The sequence below is a fragment of the Psychrobacter sp. PP-21 genome (assembly GCF_033790785.1).
Taxonomy (GTDB): Bacteria; Pseudomonadota; Gammaproteobacteria; order Pseudomonadales; family Moraxellaceae; genus Psychrobacter.
In genome coordinates, this window is sequence record NZ_JAMYEB010000011.1 from 54565 (window position 1) to 70862 (window position 16298).

General features: G+C 45.6%; 11 protein-coding genes. 8 read left to right on the forward strand and 3 right to left on the reverse strand.

Features of this window, described 5'->3' with window-relative positions; genetic code table 11:
• Nucleotides 1–86: 86 nt before the first annotated feature.
• Nucleotides 87–758 (reverse strand): hypothetical protein, encoded by a 672-nt coding sequence (locus tag NJD71_RS09685; RefSeq protein ID WP_319051764.1) that lies wholly within the window; start codon nucleotides 756–758, stop codon nucleotides 87–89.
• Nucleotides 759–1021: 263 nt separating this feature from the next.
• Between NJD71_RS09685 and dapC the strand changes: the two genes are divergently transcribed.
• From dapC to NJD71_RS09725, 8 genes are all read left to right on the forward strand, one after another.
• A complete protein-coding gene (gene dapC / locus NJD71_RS09690; RefSeq protein ID WP_319051765.1) occupies nucleotides 1022–2230 on the forward strand; it encodes a succinyldiaminopimelate transaminase in 1209 nt (402 codons plus the stop codon).
• 155 nt (nucleotides 2231–2385) lie between these two features.
• Complete coding sequence (locus NJD71_RS09695; RefSeq protein ID WP_319051766.1) at nucleotides 2386–4338, forward strand: DUF294 nucleotidyltransferase-like domain-containing protein; 1953 nt, start codon at nucleotides 2386–2388, stop codon at nucleotides 4336–4338.
• A gap of 17 nt (nucleotides 4339–4355) precedes the next feature.
• Nucleotides 4356–4961, forward strand: coding sequence for a 3'-5' exonuclease (locus tag NJD71_RS09700; RefSeq protein WP_319051767.1), 606 nt, complete (start codon nucleotides 4356–4358; stop codon nucleotides 4959–4961).
• 98 nt (nucleotides 4962–5059) lie between these two features.
• The gene (locus NJD71_RS09705) at nucleotides 5060–7132 is read left to right on the forward strand and encodes a D-alanyl-D-alanine carboxypeptidase/D-alanyl-D-alanine-endopeptidase (RefSeq protein WP_319051768.1); all 2073 of its coding nucleotides are present in this window, start codon (nucleotides 5060–5062) and stop codon (nucleotides 7130–7132) included.
• A gap of 138 nt (nucleotides 7133–7270) precedes the next feature.
• Nucleotides 7271–7756, forward strand: coding sequence for an ABZJ_00895 family protein (locus tag NJD71_RS09710; RefSeq protein WP_319051769.1), 486 nt, complete (start codon nucleotides 7271–7273; stop codon nucleotides 7754–7756).
• Nucleotides 7757–7882: 126 nt separating this feature from the next.
• The gene (locus tag NJD71_RS09715) at nucleotides 7883–8431 is read left to right on the forward strand and encodes a DUF421 domain-containing protein (protein WP_319051770.1); all 549 of its coding nucleotides are present in this window, start codon (nucleotides 7883–7885) and stop codon (nucleotides 8429–8431) included.
• A gap of 96 nt (nucleotides 8432–8527) precedes the next feature.
• Entirely contained in the window at nucleotides 8528–9016 is a 489-nt protein-coding gene (gene rlmH, locus NJD71_RS09720; protein WP_319051771.1) for a 23S rRNA (pseudouridine(1915)-N(3))-methyltransferase RlmH, read from the forward strand.
• A gap of 207 nt (nucleotides 9017–9223) precedes the next feature.
• Nucleotides 9224–9994 carry a DODA-type extradiol aromatic ring-opening family dioxygenase gene (locus tag NJD71_RS09725; protein WP_442967670.1) on the forward strand — a complete coding sequence of 257 codons (771 nt, stop codon included), beginning with the start codon at nucleotides 9224–9226 and terminating at the stop codon, nucleotides 9992–9994.
• A gap of 61 nt (nucleotides 9995–10055) precedes the next feature.
• On the opposite strand, the gene NJD71_RS09730 is transcribed toward NJD71_RS09725, so the two are convergent.
• Together NJD71_RS09730 and NJD71_RS09735 are read right to left on the reverse strand one after the other, a co-directional pair.
• On the reverse strand, nucleotides 10056–11549 hold the full coding sequence (locus NJD71_RS09730; RefSeq protein WP_319051773.1) for an amidase: 1494 nt from the start codon (nucleotides 11547–11549) through the stop codon (nucleotides 10056–10058).
• Between the two features lie 785 nt (nucleotides 11550–12334).
• The gene (locus NJD71_RS09735; RefSeq protein WP_319051774.1) at nucleotides 12335–15715 is read right to left on the reverse strand and encodes a DNA translocase FtsK; all 3381 of its coding nucleotides are present in this window, start codon (nucleotides 15713–15715) and stop codon (nucleotides 12335–12337) included.
• Nucleotides 15716–16298 lie beyond the last annotated feature (583 nt).

The window sequence follows — 16298 nt, forward strand, 5'->3', positions numbered from 1 at the left end:
CATGGATAATGGCTATTAGTCGGTCAACCACTAACTGGCATGACTGATATGGCTGACGTCATAGCAGATAAAATTAAGGGCACGCTTTATAGCGTGCTCTTATATATTATATTATCTGCATGTTCATGCAGTTCAGCGTCAGCAAGATCAGGTGGCAGTACGCCTAATTCAAGCGCTGTTTGAGTCATTATTAGACGTCCTGCGCTGATTTCTTTTTGTAGCAAACACTGCAAACTTGCTAAATGAAACTGTCCTTTGAGGTAGTCATCTAACTGCGCTAAAGAGATAGGTGCTTTGGCATGCACGTCAGGATAAAGGCTGTCTTCTGCCAAAATAACCATCTCGTTGAGCATCTCTTCGCTCATGAGCTCATCTTTATCTATTTTGCGTTGTAGTTTATTTTCTAAGCGACCTTTGGCAGCAAAAGCACTGATATAGAGTATGCTCTGTAGTACAAACAACGAAATATATTGCCATGAGGTTAGCGATATATTTAGCATATTATTGAGCAGCATCAGTGCCATGGCTACGACCACATAACCGACCAGTTGCCACACTAGCCACATGATCAGGCTGTTTTCGCCAAACCAAAACACTTTTTTTTCTTGACGTTCAATCAGTTGTTCTTTGACTTGCCACCAGCACTGTTCACGCTCTTTTAGTAACTGGTATAAATCGGCAGACTTTAAGTCGGTATTAAGATTTTTATTCTTGATATCTTTAGCGATGAGATCATCGTTATTTAGCACACTAGACATATCAAATCATCCTCAAAATGATCTACCTCTTATGCTGGTAGCCATCTTCTATATTGTTATAAGATATTAACCGTAAAGCGATTTGATGGATTGGGTATTGTAATATAGGCTGTCATAGAAGCAGCCCTAAGCATCAGACATCATGAATTCGCACGCGCGGTATAAGAACAAAAAAGACAAAAAATAAGAGAAGTGCTACACTGCTCTTATGTAAACTTTCTTTATAACTTTATTATTAATTGTCTATTATAGTTACCAAACATATGAATCACAACTTAGAGAATCTGCACCCTTATCCATTTGCAAAGATGGCAACGTTGTTGGCTGATAGCAAGCCCGCTAACGGTTACAGTGAAATCAAACTGGGTATTGGCGAGCCAAAACATAAGCCGCCTGCGTTTGTGCTGGACGTACTAAGAGAAAACCTGGACAAAATAAGTCGTTATCCGACCACGAACGGTATGTTTGAGTTGCGTCAGACGATTGCACATTGGTTAGAGAAGCGGTTTTTTCTTAATCATGTCGATGCCAATACTCAAGTACTGCCTGTAATGGGGACTCGTGAAGCGATATTTAGCTTTGTACAGGCCGTTGTCGATCAAGATACAGGTGAACCTGCAATGTCACCGACCGTTGTCATGCCCAACCCGTTCTATCAAATATACGAGGGCGCAGCCATACTGGCACAAGCGACACCTTACTTTGTCCCCTGTACATTGGACAATGATTTTAAAGGTGACTATCGCGCTGTACCACAAGAGGTATGGGCACATACGCAGCTTCTATTTGTTTGTAGTCCGAATAACCCAACCGGCTCGGTTATGACTATGGAGGATTGGGAGTACCTTATTCGCCTATCGGATCAATACGGTTTTATCATTGCTAGTGATGAATGCTATAGCGAGCTGTATTTTGACACCGCTCCTATCGGACTATTGCAGGCTTGCGCAGCGCTCGGTCGACGTGACTTCAAAAACTGCGTTGTCTTTCATTCTTTATCTAAGCGCTCAAATTTACCTGGTCTACGCTCTGGCTTCGTGGCAGGTGATGCCAAGATCTTGCAGGCGTATTTGCAGTATCGTACCTATCAAGGCTGTGCAATGCCGATACCGCATCAGCTCGCCTCTATTGCAGCATGGCAAGACGAGAAGCATGTGGCACACAACCGCGCCCTGTATCAAGAAAAGTTTGCGCTATGGATGTCTGAGCTGGGTCAGCTACTAGAGCTACGGATGCCAGATGCTGGCTTTTATTTTTGGATAAAAGTACCTGAGCAGTTCGGTGGTGACGATGAAGTGTTTGTCAAAGCCCTATATGAACAGGCTAATATTCATGCGTTGGCAGGACGCTATCTATCGCGCGAGGTCGATGGTAACAATCCTGGACAAGGGTTTGTGCGTGTTGCGCTCGTTGCTAGTGTCGAGGAGAGCCGCGAAGCGATACACCGTATTCGCAAATTACTAGGAGCATAGACAGCTACTTAGAAAGCTGGACTTTTAGATAGTACAACAGTCTCTAACAACCTTAATATGAATAGGGTTGTTAGAGGCTTTTTGCATTAAGGGTTTTGCAGTAATAGTGCTATAGTAAAAGCTCTATTGCAGAATATGCCATCAAGGATGATGCCATGCCCCATCTTGATTTTACCCAGCCACCCTTTGATGTACTGAGCCTAGCTGAGCGTCAAAGTATCAGAAAAAATACCCAAATCCGCTACCTTACCAAAAATGAAGCCTTGTTGGTAGAAGAGATGCAATATCTGTATGTGGTCATTAAAGGGCAGATTGAGCAATCACTGGGTGGTGAGTTTGTTGCCTCCTATCTAGGGAGTAATCATTCTGATGATCCGAACAACAACGATTGGTTTGATAGCCGGCGTTTGCCCGAGTCGCTCATCGAAAGTAGCCTACAAAAAACTACAGACACGCCTATACAATTGTATCAATTTCGAGCCAACGAAGAGACCTTACTGCTACAAGTTAATGGCACCACCGTCGATAAGATCAGCGCACAAAATCATCTGGTACGACAAATGCTATCAGACAAATTACCAGAACGACTAAAAGCCTTGCAGCAGCGCCGTAGCAACCATAAAGCACAAGATCCTGCCAGCTATACCAATCAACAAGAAGTACAGCAAATTATGCTACAACCGGTGAGAGAGGTTCATCTATTACCCGTACATATCGTCGATGCCAATAGCAGCTTATATGACGCTGCGCGTATCATGACCCAAGCTGGGCTAAAGCACGTGCTGGTACGACCGCTTGAACATATAGAAAATATATCAGGAACAGAAGACGAAATGCCGCTCGTGCTAGGCATTCTCACTGATACCGATATTTGCCGTGCTATCAGTGACAGACAAGATCCCGCCAAAACCCTTTGCCAGCGCTATACTAATTTTAAACTACGTACCATCAAAGCCACTGACGAAATTGGTGACGCACTACTCACCATGACCCGTTACCGCATTCATAGACTGCCAGTAATTGATAGTAATGGTAGTGTTATTGGTGTACTGGGGCAAAGCGATATGCTGGCTCATATTGGCCATCATTCACAGCTCATCAGCATTCAAATCGAGCAAGCAACCGATCTATCGAGCCTAGATACGGCAGTCGAACTCATCGGGCGCTATATTCGTGCTCAGCATCAAAACGGCGTAAAAATCGGTAATATCAGCCGTATGGTGCAGACCTTAAATGCACAAGTATTTACCAAGCTGTGGCAACTGATCGTACCTGATGAGGTCATACGCAACACTTGCCTCATCGTCATGGGTTCAGAAGGTCGCGGTGAGCAAATCATGCGTACCGATCAAGACAATGCACTCATCATTCGTGATGACTATACGCATCCTGATTTGGCGCAGTTTGCCGAGACGTTCAATACCCACTTAGCAACACTCGGTTATCCGCTGTGCGATGGCAATATCATGATGACTAACCCCATGTGGCGGCAACCCCTCAAACCGTTTACCGCACAAATTGGCTTATGGTTTAGAAACACTGACCCGATGCATGCTATTTACTTGTCTGCCATACTAGATGGAGAATACGTCTGCGGTGATGAGACCCTGCTCACACAGGTGCGTCAGCATTTAAAACTTGCTCATAGACAAGCCGATCCAATGTTTGTACGTCAGTTTGCACGTGCGGCACTGCAGTTTGGTGATGTCAATCAGTGGTGGCAAAAGTTTGTCCCTTTGATAGGCGGTAAATCAGTATCAGCAGATATTGATCTAAAAAAAGCAGGTATCTTTCCACTGGTTCACGGTATCCGTGCCTTGGCAATAGAATACGATGTGCTCGATGTCCCTAGTAGCAAAGACCGCTTAAAAGCCTTGGTACAGGCTGATGTTTTGAGCCAAGAGCGCGCCAGTACATTACTAGAGGCTTTAGAGTTCTTTATGGCGCAGCGTTTGTCGGTGGCTCTGTCAACCGATGACAAACACGCACGGCAGGTCAATCCGATGACGCTAACTGCCCTTGAACGTGATCTATTTAAAGAGTGTCTGGCAGTCGTAAAAAGCTTTAAAAATCAGCTGCGTCAACACTATCAGCTAGAAATAGCATAAATGGATGAGCAATCAATATGAGCTGGCTACAGCAGTTATCTCGCGCTTGGCAAAAGACGCAGCTACAGCGCCTAGAGCTAGAAACCATGTTCACCACACCTTTGGCTGAGCAATGGGTAGCGATTGACTGTGAAATGACCGGAATAAACCCCAAAAAGCACCATTTGCTATCTGTAGCGGCAATACATATCAATGGTAATACGATCAACACAGGTGATGGTATGCATGTGGTATGCAGGCCTCCTGTGATGCCAGATCGCGACACCATTGTCATTCATGGTCTGCGTACTGCCGATGTCGAGCATGGAATGAGCTATGAAGATATGTTGGCATTATTGCTACCCTTTATAGGCAATCGACCGATTGTCGGATTTTGCACACAGCTAGACCTGGCGTTTTTGAATCCGTTGGTCAAACGTTACATGGGCACGGCACTACCGAACGACGTTATCGACTTGCGCCATTTACACAGTCGGCGTGTGAGTGGTCAGGCCCAAAACCTTCTTGGTCATGCTCAAGACCTAACCCGTATCCTAGCGCATTATGATATTCCTGAGCTTGGCGCTCACGACGCTTATAACGATGCGATCATGACGGCAATGGCATTTCTACATGTGCGCTAACATCTGCCATTGAGGATAAAATTAAGCTTGTGACAGCATGGGCGAAAACAGTAACTCATGTTACCATAGACGGTTTTACCACCTGATGAAACCTGCTCATGCGATACCCTGATCAATGCGACACACCCAAGCGAAATAATCATCCATCTATCACGCCTAAAATCAAAGCATGTATCAGGGGTTGTAATCGTATGCTGTCGTTCAATCAATCGACTAAACACCTCTCTGTGTTGGCACTATTGTCAGTAGCCCTAGTGACGCCAGTTCACGCGTACGCCGCACTGCCAGATGCTATTCAATCGGCCTTATCGCGGGCGGATCTCACAGATTCTGATATCAGTATTGTCATCACACCCGTGGGTGACAAGAATACCAGTCATCTGCCCTCTCCTATTCAGGTGGTCGATAGCAATGATTCTAATAGCCTATTGGCTCAGTCGGCAGCAGCTCAAGATACGGCTCCTGATATGACTATTGGCAAGAGTAACTCCAGCCATATCGCAAGTCGTCCTGACCAGCAGAGCGCACTGATTATGATAGAGCAGCGCACTATTGAACAACACGAGCAAAAAATACATGCCTATACTGATGACCCTTATACTTATCAGAGTGTAGAGAGCGTCCCAACCGTATTGCCGGACGACACACCTAAGCTGACGCATGATACGAATAGCGCTGTTGATGCTGGTCGCACTGTTAACAATGAAAGCACCTCAATAAAGATTTCTTTTTCACCTTTGCTGAACCATCAGTCGAACATCTCACGTACTCCTGCCAGCACTATGAAACTCGTTCCCAGTTTTATCGCTTTAGATACATTAGGAGCGGATTTTGTCTGGTACACACGGGTCTACCACACTGGTATCGTCATCGGCGATCGCCTGTATGGTGATTTGATCATTCAGGGTAGCGGTGACCCAAAGATGACTCACGAGCGGTTGAAACAACTGCTTTATAAAGTACAAGCCTCAGGTATTCGCCACATCGATGGCGATATCATTGTCGATAGCGCCATATTTAAGAACGTAAGCGAAGATCCCGCTGCCTTTGATAACTCGCCGTTGCGCCCTTATAACGCAAGCCCCGATGGGTTTTTGGTGAATTTCAGCACTATCGGTATCAAAACCTACCCTTTAGATAATGGTCAAGCCAGCCTAGTTTATAAACCGCGACTGGCAAACTATAATCTACCAGATAAGATAAACACCCGCGACGCTTCCTGTGGACAGGCAAGCTATAGTCTGGCGCCGCAGTGGCAAGCAGAGCAGCTCACACTTCATGCCAGTCTGCCAGAGCGTTGCGGTGAGCATGTATTTTATGTCGCGTACCCTAATGCTAAAGAGTTTGCCGCCTATGTCGTCGCGGCAAAATGGCAAGCACTAGGTAATACCTTAAGCGGAAAAGTCATCTCGCAAGAAACGCCTTACCATAATAAAAAAAACCAAAAAGCGGCATCTAGTCTCACAGCTATTGCGATGTCCCCTCTACCGATAGTCAGCTTCCCCTCTTTGAATCTGACGCAGCAAATCCATGATATCAACCACTTCTCAAACAATGTCATGGCTGAGCAAGTCGCGCTATCTATAGGGGCGTACGATAAATCAAAAAAAATGCCGTCCATGCCTGTTGATGCTCTTATCACTGATTCAAACAGCACATTAATAAGCAACAAAAAAACAAGTGCACAGGGTAATTCTCAAAAGATCGATAGCTTATATCAGTTTGGCAAACCTCATGCGATCGACTACTCATTAGCCTTACAAACCATTGATCACTGGTGGCAAGCCAATCTGAGCACACCGTCCCCTTACCTAACCAATGGTTCAGGACTGTGCCGTAGCTGTACCATTACAGCCGCTAATCTTACTGAGCTGTTGACGTATGCTTATGGTCACCCAAGCTTTGCCGCTTACGTTGACTCGTTAGGTATCGCAGGAGTCAGTGGCACGATTGCGGCTCATAGCGAGCGCTTACCTGAGTCGGCAGCGATTGGCCGAGCATGGATAAAGACAGGCACACTAAATAATGTCACCTCGATGGCAGGTTATGTCAAGGGAGTGTCAGGTCAAGACTATGTGGTCGTTGGTATCATCAATACCGAGCAAGCGCTCAACCCTTATACCGCCAGACCCGTACTCGATGCGCTGCTTGACTGGACCGCTCAGCGCTGACTCTAATAGTGTTTTTTGTAAATCCCAAGCTCTCAAGTAGGCACTCATCGTATTGAGTGTTTTGACGCAGGCGCTATGATGCTTTGCTGTGTGTATTATCCCTATATCTCTACTATTTTATTTTATAAAGGTAAGCTTATGTCACGCCAGACAACCACGCTCAATAAGTCGCCAGCGCTTGCAACCACTCAGCCTAAACTGGCGCAATATGTCGGTTTTTTTGCGATTGGCTATACGCTTGCCAGTACGATATTTATGATGATCCAGACTCAGTTTGCGCTCAACTCACAACTGGTGATGGTGGTCTCTATTATTGTCGGCGCCTATATTGCTGTGAGCAAATTTATCAAGCATCATCAGCGAGCCTTGGCTAAAGGCGAAATCAATACCCTCATGTTTGGCGGCGTCGCTATTGTCTGGTTATTGACAGCTATTTATTTTTTGGCAATATGGTTTTGGTTGTTTGATATGGTCAGCCGTGAGGTATTGTTTGAGATGGCGATGGCACGTCCGCTACCACTACTCTCTTCCTTAGTTATGATGTTTGTATTCACTTTGGTCAGCGCGCGCCTTAGCATCTGGGTGATCAATCATTTTTTGAACCCTATACATAAGAACACCTAAGCACAGCCAACTGTCTACAAGGTACTACAAAGTTTTCCCCTACTCATACGTAAAATCCGTTAGGCTAACTTTAACGAGTAAGATTTTAATGGTTATGTGTTTTATCTGATAAGAGGAGCAAACATCATGGAAATGGTCTTTTTTGATAACATAGATAAGCTTGGTCGCATTGTTCTGACAACGGTCATGGTCTATGTGCTAATCGTACTGGTCACCAAAGCCTCAGGTAAGCGATCGACGTCACAGCTCAATAACTTCGATTGGATCGTCACGGTCATGATTGGCTCGTTGGGCGCGAGTACTATCTTGCTAAAAAACATTCCATTCATCGAAGGGGTGTCCTCTATTTTAGTACTGTACCTCTTACAGTTCTTGGTGACAAAGTACGCTTCTATCTCACCGCAATTTAGCAGTGTGATTTTGTCCGATCCACGGATTGTGTTTTATCAAGGACAGTTTTTGCCAGAGGCGATGCGCGCGGAGCGTTTAACTCGCCAAGAAATCGAATGTGCGATGCGCGACGAAGGTATAAACAATTTTGACGACATTGAAGCCGTTGTCTTTGAGTCCGATGCCAAGCTCAGCGTGATTCCAAAACCAAAACCATCTGATGAGAACGATGATAGCCAAAGTAAAGATCGTAGCGTATCAGAAACGCTCAAACCTTTGATGTGAGTTTTTGAAGATAACGTAGTAGATATCGTGTTGTCGTATACACAGTAGTTTTCGTGATGATTTTGATAGTTATTGATAATTAAGTTGGTAGGTATTATGAAAGTAAGAATTTTGAGCGTTGGTAATAAAATGCCAAACTGGGTACAAACAGGGTTTGATGAATACTTTAAGCGTATTCAGCCGATGCTAAGCACAGAGATTGTAGAGATTGCTGCTGCAAAACGGGCAAAGAACCCATCAGATGCCAATCTAGCACAGTACCGTGAGCAAGAAGGTCAAGCGATATTGGCCGCTCACAATGCTGCAAGCCGTGAGCAGCTATGGGTACTCGATGTCAAAGGTAAAATGCTATCGACCGAGGGACTGGCAGATAAACTCTCAGGTGCCATGCAGCAGGGCAATGATATTGCCTTGGTCATTGGCGGTGCAGATGGGGTATCACCAGAAGTACTGGCAAAGGCAGATGTAAAATGGTCTTTGTCGGCGCTGACATTACCGCATCCTCTAGTTCGTGTTGTCCTCATGGAGCAGCTATACCGCGCGATGAGTATCAATAACAACCATCCTTATCACCGTGGTAATTAGATAAAAGCCATAACAGCGATCTTACTCTAAAATATCCATCAGACAACGGATTGAAAAACCAGCGCGCGCCCTAATAAATGCTACATGAAATATCCAAAACGCGCGACCTCCAACGCCTCTCAAATTACGCAACAGCGTGATCATTATCACGATAGTGCACCGACGCCTATTACCTCTGCTGCGGCATGGGACAGTGCGTCTGCGGTAATGTCTAATGCCGCCAAACTACCGGCACTGTTTATCTCGCATGGGGCACCCACACTTGCAATTGAGCAATCTGCCACGACCAGCGCACTGGCACGTATCGGACAAAACCTACCGAAGCCACGTGCCATCGTCATTATGTCGGCACATTGGCAATCAGCAAAGCTTGAGATTAGCAGTAACCCGCAGCCAAAGACATGGCATGATTTCTCGGGCTTTTCGCCTGAACTGTACGAGCTGCAGTATCCTGCATCAGGTCAACCAGCGCTAGCTGAGACACTTGCTCAGCAGCTCACTGCTCGTGGTATCACCTGTAGCGTCAACCCAATGCGCGCTTGTGACCATGGGGTGTGGGCGCCGCTGAGACATCTGTACCCAGAGGCAGATGTACCTATCGTCCAAGTATCCTTGCCGCAGCATTATGACAGTATCGCCTGCTATCAATTGGGGGCGCAGCTTGCGCACCTACGTGACGAGCAGATACTTGTCATTGGTTCAGGTAATATCACTCACAACCTGCAAGCGCTGCGCTGGGAAGCCGATAGCATCGATCAAGCCGCCAAAGCCTTTAAGCAGTGGTTGCTCCAGCAGCTCAAGATAGATATACCTACTGCACTCGATTGGCAGCAATATCCTGATTACAAAGATATTCACCCAAGCGATGAGCATTTACTGCCGCTGTTTTTTGGGTTAGGTGCCGGTCAGCGCGTCTCTGTCGTTCATCAGAGTATGGCACATCATAGCTTAGGCATGGATATCTATCGCTTTGACTAACTCCTATTTATTAGCGCCTACTTATTATTAGCGCCTGCCTGTCTAATCAAAGCCCATAAACCTACTTCTCAAAAGCAGGCTTAGTAAATAAGCCTGCGCGCTCTATCTCGCCTGCTAAGCTCAATAAGGTCGCCTCGTCATTCATACGGCCGATGAGCTGCATGCCAATCGGCAAGCCTTTCTTGCTCATACCGACAGGCATTGACATAGCTGGCAACCCTGTAATGTTGCCCAATAGCGTAAAGCCCATTTTTCCTAATACAGGGGCGCTCAGCTTTTCGATCATGCCTGACTTAAAGGCGTATCTACCCATATCAAACCCTTTATTGAGTACTCCAGCACTGCGCATCATCATCTCATCCATACGGCTGGGTGGCAGCACACCATGTTTGACAGCAGGTGTCGGCACTGTCGGGGACAAAATCATATCGTAGGTGTCTAATAACAGACCCGTTTGATATTGACTGTGATGCCAGCCGTGCTTGGCATGGACCAAATCTACTGCCGATAACGAGCGTCCAAGCAGCGCCATATTATAGGTTTGTGGCTCTAGGTTTTTGATATGTTCAGACCCAAACTCCCGCTCGATATTATCAATCGTAAAGGCAGTATGTGCGCACACCACTACGATAAAGTCGTGCCAAAATTGCTCGATATTGATATTTGGCTCAGCGTGGACGATCTGATGACCCATGGACTCTAATTGCTTGGCAGTTTGCTCTAGTACAGCAAGGACTTCTTTGTCCACTACGGTATTGGCGATCAATGGCTGCTGCTGCAACGCAATTTTGAGTGGTCTGGGCGCACGCATGGCCGCTTGCAAAAAAGTCCCATCTGGCGGCGCAATGACATACGGCGCCCCAATCTCTGCACCACTCGTGGCATCGAGCATCGCGGCACTATCACGTACCGAGCGCGTGATTACATGATCGGCAACTGCACCGTCCCAGCCTTCACCAAGGTTAGGGCCCATTGGGTTGCGTCCGCGGCTGGGTTTTAGTCCAAATGTACCGCACCATGCAGAGGGAAACCGTATCGAGCCACCACCATCACCGCCGCCTGCCATCGGTACGACACCGCTCGCGACTGCTGCTGCACTACCGCCTGATGAGCCACCAGAGCTATAGCCTTTTTTAAACGGATTGTGAGTGGCGCCATGCGCTTTTGGCTCGGTGGTGATAATTAAACCAAACTCTGGCGTATTGGTCTTACCGAAGGTGTTGACGCCTGTCGACTTCATTCGTTTGACGATTTCGCTGTCTTTTTCTGAAATGATATTGACACTACGGCTACCCATCGTAATGGGCTCATCAGCGAAACTAAACGATAGGTCCTTGAGCAGATAAGGTACACCTGTAAACACACCAGATGGCAGTCCTGCCTGCGCAGCATCGTAAGCGCGCTCATCAAATCGATGTACGATGGCATTGAGCTTAGGGTTCACTTGATTGGCTTGATAGACCGCGGCGTCCAACAGCTCCTTTGCACTGACCTCACCTGCATTGACCAATGCCGCTAGTCCTATGGCATCATACTGAGTGTATTCTTTAAACATAACTGACCTTCCTTGGAGAGTAACTGTCGTAAATTTTGGAATGATTGCTTTTTAAAACTGGTATATATTTACCACTAGAGATTAATTTTCTACCAAAACCTTATAAAATAACCAAATGTCAAAAATGCTAGCAAACATGAGATAAAGAGAGCTCCATTTTTTACTAAATGGAACTTCAATGGGAATAAAACAGCATAATTATTTATAAATGGACAAACATAAGCATAGATTTCTTTACTTTTAACAAAGTAACATTTCAAAGCATTTTCGACTTCTGTAGGAGTGCTTCTTTCGAAAGAATTGTAATGATTCAGTCTACTAGACTTTTGTACAATACCTTTGTAACTATATTTATAATTGATTTTCAGGTTATATAGTTGTATATCTTTTTCTGACTCTTGAGGAAATATAGGATAGATACTATAGCTTTCAACTGTACATCTAACTCTAGGAAAAAATAGAAACACAATATCAAGGATAAAGCCTAAAACCATCAGAAATAGTAGAAGCCCACCTAAGAAAAGACCTAAATAGCATGCCATTAAATCAAAATGAAGCATAAATCCCTTTTGCTTTCCAGTATATCGTTGAAATATGGATATCTTAATACTTACACACTACATCATACAACACTTCTAATAAGTAAAACTAAATGCTTATTTTAATCTAAAGTATATCGATTTAATAAATAGCTGGAAGGGTAAATACATATCTATCTTAATTTAAAGCAAAAAAAACGAGCCACTTTCGTGACTCGCTTTTTCGTTATCAACTTAAACCTATCGCTACATCAATAGTTCACGCTTACCACTTTTGCCCATAGAGCTGACCAACCCCGCTTCTTCCATAGAGTCAACAATACGCGCCGCACGGTTGTAGCCGATACTAAACTTACGCTGGATACTAGAGGCTGAGACCTTGCGTGTTTCCATGATAAAGGCAACCGCATCATTGTATAAGTCATCGTCTTCACCAGAAGCATTGGCACTACCACCACTACCCGGACTAGACAACTCAAAGTTCCCCGCCATATTGTCGATATAGTCAGGCGCACCGCGCTCACGCCACGCATCACAGACACGGTTGACCTCTTCGTCACTCACATAAGCACCATGCACGCGATCTGGCTCAATCTGCCCAGGTCCCAAGAACAACATATCACCGTTGCCCAGCATATCTTCAGCGCCGCCACTATCTAGGATCGTACGTGAGTCGACTTTTGAGTTGACTCGTAGTGCCGCACGCACGGGAATGTTTGCTTTGATCAAACCAGTAATAACATCGACGGATGGACGCTGTGTGGCTAGCATCAGATGGATGCCTGCTGCCCGTGATTTTTGTGCCAAGCGCGTGATGAGCTCTTCGGCTTGTTTACCAACCTGCATGATCATATCAGCAAACTCATCGGCGACAATAACAATCATCGGTAAGGTTTTGAGCTTTGGTGCTTGACTGATACTGACGCTATCGTTCGGTCGCCATAGTGGGTCGAGCATAGGATTGCCTGATTGTTCTGCTGCCATGACCTTTTTATTAAACTCATTGAGCTTACGCACTTTGAGTAGGCTCATTAATTGATAGCGGCGCTCCATCTCTGCCACACACCACGACAAGCTACTGGCCGCCTCTGTCATATCAGTGACTACCGGCGTTAATAGATGCGGAATGTCATTATAGTTGGCAAGCTCAAGCTGCTTTGGATCAATCAAGATCAGGCGCAGCTCGTTGGGCGTATATTTGAGTAGTATAGAGAGCAGCATCGAGTTGACCAGTACTGACTTACCAGAGCCTGTCGTACCAGCAACCAGCATATGCGGCGCGCGCGCAAGATCAGTGATAATAGGGTTGCCACCGATATCTTTTCCCATTGCCATACTGATTTGTGCTTTGGGGTCTTTGAAGGTATCCGTATTTAACAACTCAATTAAGCGTACCATCTCACGTTTTTTATTGGGTACTTCGATACCGATATATGGCTTGCCCGGTATTACTTCGACCACACGTAGTGACGCCATAGATAGTGAACGCGCCAAGTCACGCGAGATACCCGTTACCTTACTCGCTTTGACGCCAGCGGCCAGCTCTACTTCAAAACGAGTCACAACAGGCCCTGGGATAGCGTTGACGACAGACGCTTTTACATTGAACTCCTGTAGCTTAATCTCTAACAATTCAGATAACTGTTCAAGCTCGGCGACGGTATAGCTAGGCTTACGGTCAGGATCGGGCTTATCCAGTATAGAGACCTCTGGAATGGGCGTGAGGCTGCTGCGATAGGCCGCCGTTTGCATCGAGCGTGATTTTTGACTGAATGCTGCATCATCGCTAATGTGCGGCATGACTGGGGCACTCGCATCTTCAGCACTGTCATCTTCTGGCATCATATCCGTGATATGGTTGCTGCTATCACCCTCAGGTACAGCAAAACTAACAGATGGTTTTGCTGCGGTTGTTGGCTGTGTGTCTGCGACTGGACTGACTGCTTCTACTGTTGGTGCTGCCTTCGGGTTTGCAGGTGGTGTATTGGTTGGTGTCATATCTGAGATGTCTGAAATATCTGGCACGGTTGGTGCGACGTCCATTGCTGCGGCAGCAATCGGCTCTTCAGATACAGATAGTGATGCCTCATCATACGGCTGTTCTGCTGGCCCAGCAGGTGGTTTGGGAGACAACTTATTTGTAGAGCTAGCGGTTACCTGTGGTATGGGCTCTACCGTTTGTTCTTGCACCGCTTGTTTAGCGACAGGTTGTTCAATTGCAGGCTTTTCGATTATGTCCTGAACTTTAGCCTGTTCAACTTCAGGTTGCTCAATGACGGCTTGCTTAACTCGAGCCTGTTCCGTTATAGCAGTATCTTGAATACTCTGAGAGTCTTGCATTGCAACGTTTGTGGCAGGTTTAGATAGGTCACCATGCTCAGCCAACCATGCTTCTGCTAACTGATCGACGCTTTGACTCGTATCACTTGCTTGAGTTGTTTCAGGCGCATTAGCTTGTGGCTGACCATCGAGCTCTTGGTTATATTTAGCAGGTTCGGTCGCAACTGTTTGCGCAACTGGCATCGTCTCAGAGTTTGACGTCCACTCCTCTTGAGGTACCTCTATAGTCGTGTCTGTCTGAGTATAGTTGGGGACAGGCGCAGCAGAGCTCTCTATACTGCTGGCACCATAAACCATATGCTCACTCGCGAGCAAGTCATCAACCGTATTAGCATCGTTCCATGCAAAACTTGGCTCAACTTTTCGAGCAGGTATCGCGGTAGGAGCTGACATTGTTGATGGTGCGATATGGTCCGCTGTGCTATCAGCCATAGCACTGGCAGTCGCTGGCGCTGTGTATAGTGGCGCACTTTTTTCATCGCTTGACGTAGTAGCTTCTTTTGCGGTCGCTATAGAGGCTTTGACGCTGTCTGCTAACCCTGATGTCGACAAGAAATCTGACAACACATTACTGAACCGGCTACTGTTATCTGCCTCATTAATACTATCAGTATGATCAGCTGATTGCAGCTCAAGTGGCAGTTGTTCATGCTCTACTTGCTGCTCAACCTGATCATCTACGCTGTGGCTATCGTCTTGTGGCGCACTGATTGGCTGAGTAACGTCTACATCCTCTTTGTTCTTTACGCCCGAGCCAAGCCACGATAATGCCGTAATTCTCTGATATATTGCGAGCCAATGAATATTGAAAGCGAAGGTAGCCGTAATCACGACAAATACCGCCAAGAAAGCCGCACTACCCCACTGTGATAGTAGCTGTGCCAAGCGCTCTTGTAACTCAAGACCGATAATACCACCAGCCACACCTTCAAATCCCATCGATGCAGGGTTAGTCACTTGTTGAATCAGGGCGACCAATTGTGCAAATAACGCACTAGCAGTCAGCAACAAAAACACGTAAGCGACCAGTCGCATGAGCCAAAACGTGGGTTTATTGTCCCACCAAATAAGAATCGACTCATAAACGACAAATGCTAAAAACCACCAGGCACCAAACCCAAAAAAGCTGTAGAGCAAGTCAGATAACCAAGCACCCGTCTGACCACCCATGTTATTGATGGTTGTCATGTCACTACTGATATGCGACCAGCTAGGATCATTGCCTGTGTAAGTCATTAGAATGACAAACAGATATACGGCCAGTATTAACCCAAGGAGGGTAAACATTCCCTTTTTTAAATACTCAATATGCGGTGCTGATATCACGTAAAATCTGCCTTGTTGTTAATACTAAATGGTCGCCAACGCATGACTAAGCCTAATCATGCTGACATAAAGTGCTGACATAGATGTACCTCGCAGAGTGTTTTTGGTAGGGAGGCATTTATCATAAGACGCTAGCATCATAAGAACGCATAACTGTCATTGTCACCCAAACCCTACCGCACTCGGCATAACTCCTTATAATAACAAATACATAGGTACAGTGGCGACAGTCTTATAAATAAAGCGTGTAGGAACGTAAATCGAGACGCTATTTGTGCAAAAAAACCGTCCACCAATAGATTATTGCTAACAGAATGCTGCTAGCAGTTTTGTACAAACGCTATAAAATACCAGCTGTTTCTAGCGCTAGTATTTCAAGGTTATTATGCTTTGATTCTAATGATAGCTGTGTTTGTTTTAGCAAACTTGCACTTTTCGACCTATGCCCTTATGTTATTATCACACAGCAATTAGAAAAACCATATTAGTCATAATTTTTGATTTTTTTACTATATTTATAACTATCATTATTCATTCGTATTTT